This is a genomic window from Alteromonas infernus (assembly GCF_902705815.1).
On sequence record NZ_CACSIG010000069.1, the window covers coordinates 1 to 3014 of the forward strand.

At 45.1% G+C, this 3014-nt stretch carries 2 protein-coding genes; both read left to right on the top strand.

What is annotated here, in order from left to right; translation table 11 throughout:
- The first annotated feature begins 573 nt into the window (after positions 1–573).
- A complete protein-coding gene (locus ACX5J7_RS16845) occupies positions 574–1938 on the top strand; it encodes a cytochrome ubiquinol oxidase subunit I (protein ID WP_474377021.1) in 1365 nt (454 codons plus the stop codon).
- A gap of 9 nt (positions 1939–1947) precedes the next feature.
- Positions 1948–2958 (top strand): cytochrome d ubiquinol oxidase subunit II, encoded by a 1011-nt coding sequence (locus ACX5J7_RS16850; RefSeq protein WP_498707608.1) that lies wholly within the window; start codon positions 1948–1950, stop codon positions 2956–2958.
- Positions 2959–3014: the final 56 nt, after the last annotated feature.

Below are 3014 nucleotides of genomic sequence, written 5' to 3' on the forward strand. Positions count from 1 at the left end.
TCAGACGCTTTCCGATCTTCCGATAACTGAAACCCTCGCGTAAGTAGGCTTCGATCTGGTATCGTTGCCCTTCGATCAACTGCTTGTATCTCATGGTAACTACTCATGTTTTTTGGCGATTACAGAGTACCACCAACAGGCAGTTGATCTCTTCTCACCGTTTAACCATGAGTGGTGCACTTACTATCTGAATTCGGGGGTTGATAGTAATAAAAAGTAAACAGTCAGTTGGTATTTATTTTCACACTGTTATTGCGATCAAATGCTATACCACTTGTAGCGTCGAGCAAATTGTGGAGTAAATCTGCAACATATATCCGGTGAGAGAAAAAGATCCGATTATGAGGCCGTTACGAAACTTGATCCGAAGATGCAGAGCGAGAGCAAATTGTTCCAACAAGGCTTCAGGAAATTCATGACTTATTTGAATCGGTAACAGCCAGGTCAGAAGGGTTGCAAATTCGATCCTGAAAGACTTAATGCACTTATTAAATTTGGGGCTTAGGTCGGCCGAAGCCTCGCCTTTAAAGATAAAAAATTCTTGCCGGTAAAATCGAATAACAGGGGGCAATTATGGATGCGTTTGTTTTATCCAGACTACAGTTCGCATTAAATATTAGTTTTCACATTCTCTTTCCAACTGTCACGATTGCACTGGGATGGTTTCTGTTTTATTTCAAGCTTCGCTCTAACCTAACCGGTCATCCAGTTTGGATGCGGATCTACCGCTTTTGGGTAAGAGTTTTTGCCCTCACTTTTGCCCTAGGTGTTGTATCAGGCGTAACCATGTCTTTTCAGTTCGGTACCAATTGGCCGGGTTTCATGGAAAAAGCGGGAAACGTGGCCGGACCATTGCTGGGCTATGAAGTGCTAACTGCTTTTTTCTTAGAGGCAACGTTTCTGGGCATAATGCTATTTGGTATGCGTAAAGTGCCTAATTGGTTGCATACATTAGCTACGTTTGTGGTGGCGGCAGGCACGACATTGTCGGCATTTTGGATATTGTCGTTAAATAGCTGGATGCAAACGCCGCAAGGTCATGAAGTCATCGATGGGGTAATATATGCTAAGGACTGGTCTGCCATTATTTTTAATCCTTCATTTCCCTATCGTTTCACCCATATGCTATTAGCATCTGGGCTGACTGCCAGCTTCCTTATAGCAGGCTTATCCGCGTATCGTTTGTTCAGAGGCGACGACAAAATTGCGCCTAAAATTGCGCTTAAGACGGCAACTTACACTGCTGCGGTTTTGATCCCTCTGCAAATTTTTGCAGGCGATATGCACGGGCTTAATACGCTTGAGCACCAACCACAAAAAGTCGCAGCGATGGAGGGAGTATGGCACACAGAGCAAGGCGCGCCTTTATTACTCTTCGCGGTTCCAGATGAGGAAACAAAGACCAATTATTTCGAAATCGGCATTCCCAATATGGCTAGCTTTATTCTAACCCATGATGTAAACGGAGAAATTAAAGGATTAAATGAATTTGAGGGTGTGCATCCGCCGGTTGCTCCCGTTTTCTATTCATTTCGCGTTATGGTGGGTATGGGGGTATTGATGCTTGGTACCGCCTGGGCCGGTGCTTTCTACCTTTATCGTCAAAATAAGTTGCCTGATTGGCTGAATAAGGTGTTTATAGGCATGTGTTTTAGCGGTTGGATTGCCACATTGGCCGGATGGTACGTCACCGAGGTAGGCCGGCAACCCTATCTTGTGAGCGGCGTGTTGACCACACGGGATGCGGTAACGGGTCTACCGCCGGCCAATATAGCGCTAACATTTACGCTTTATGCAGCGCTGTATATTGCTCTGCTGATTGCCTACATGGGAACGCTCACCCTGATGTGCCGCAAAGCCGTTGCGATTGAAGAAATTACGCAAGAAGAAAAAAACAAAGCACAGCGTGTCCGTTTTAATCCGGTCCAGACTAATTAGGAGAAGACCATGCCTTTTGAATCATTGTCTGCAGACACATTGGGGAATATTTATATTGCCTTATTGGGATTGGCGGTACTGCTTTATGCGATTCTCGACGGATACGATTTGGGTGTTGGTGTTTTGTTTCCGCCACGCAACGAGCAGTTTAAAGACGCAATGGTAGCCTCTATTGGACCTTACTGGGATGCCAATGAAACCTGGTTGGTGCTAGCGGTGGGTTTACTTTTAATTGCCTTTCCACAGGCGCATAGTGAAATCTTACAAACTTTATATCTGCCCGCCACTTTTATGCTAATGGGGCTTATTTTAAGGGGAGTGTCCTTCGACTTCCGTGCGAAAGTTGCTCAAACGAAAAAGAAAAAGTGGGATACCTGTTTTAAATACGGTTCTCTGTTGACGACGCTCTCTCAGGGATACATGTTAGGAATATGGGTGACCGGGTTGCGTACCGATCTCTATGCACAGGGTTTTGCTTTGTTATCCGCTTTCGGTGTTACCGCAGCTTATACGTTTATCGGTGCTTGCTGGCTTATTCTTAAAACAGAGGGGGACTTACAACGAAAAGCCATCTATTGGGCAAAGCGATGCCTGTCGATCCTGGCTGGGGGCATTATTGCCGTAAGTTTTTTAAATTTAACGTTGCACGAAGAAGTGCGAGCCCTCTGGTTGGAAAGCTCCCTGGGCATTGTATTGATGGCCATACCTATTACGTGTTTTGGTTTACTAGCTTTGTGTGGTGGCGTACTACAAAGGTTGCCTGAGGCGGGCGGTAAAGGAGAATGGCTTCCCTTTGCGTTAGCTCTGCTTGTATTTCTACTATGTTTTGCTGCCTTTGGGATAAGTTACTATCCCTATGTTGTGCCGGGTCAGCTCACCATCATGCAAGCACTGGCAGACGCGAGTTCTCTTCGCTTTTTGTTGGTAGGTACTGTTGTAGTTGTACCTTGCATACTTGCTTATACCATTATGGTATATCGAATATTTGCCGGTAAATCGGAAAAACTCTCTTATTATTAAAAAAACTAGAGGTTGTTGATCTTTGTATGAAAAGCAGCCGGCATAGCAACGAGGTA

Bases quoted from the DNA above. Each gene is read 5' to 3' on its own strand.
- ACX5J7_RS16850 (WP_498707608.1), top strand. From the start codon at position 1,948: ATGCCTTTTGAATCATTGTCTGCAGACACATTGGGGAATATTTATATT.
- ACX5J7_RS16845 (WP_474377021.1), top strand. From the start codon at position 574: ATGGATGCGTTTGTTTTATCCAGACTACAGTTCGCATTAAATATTAGT.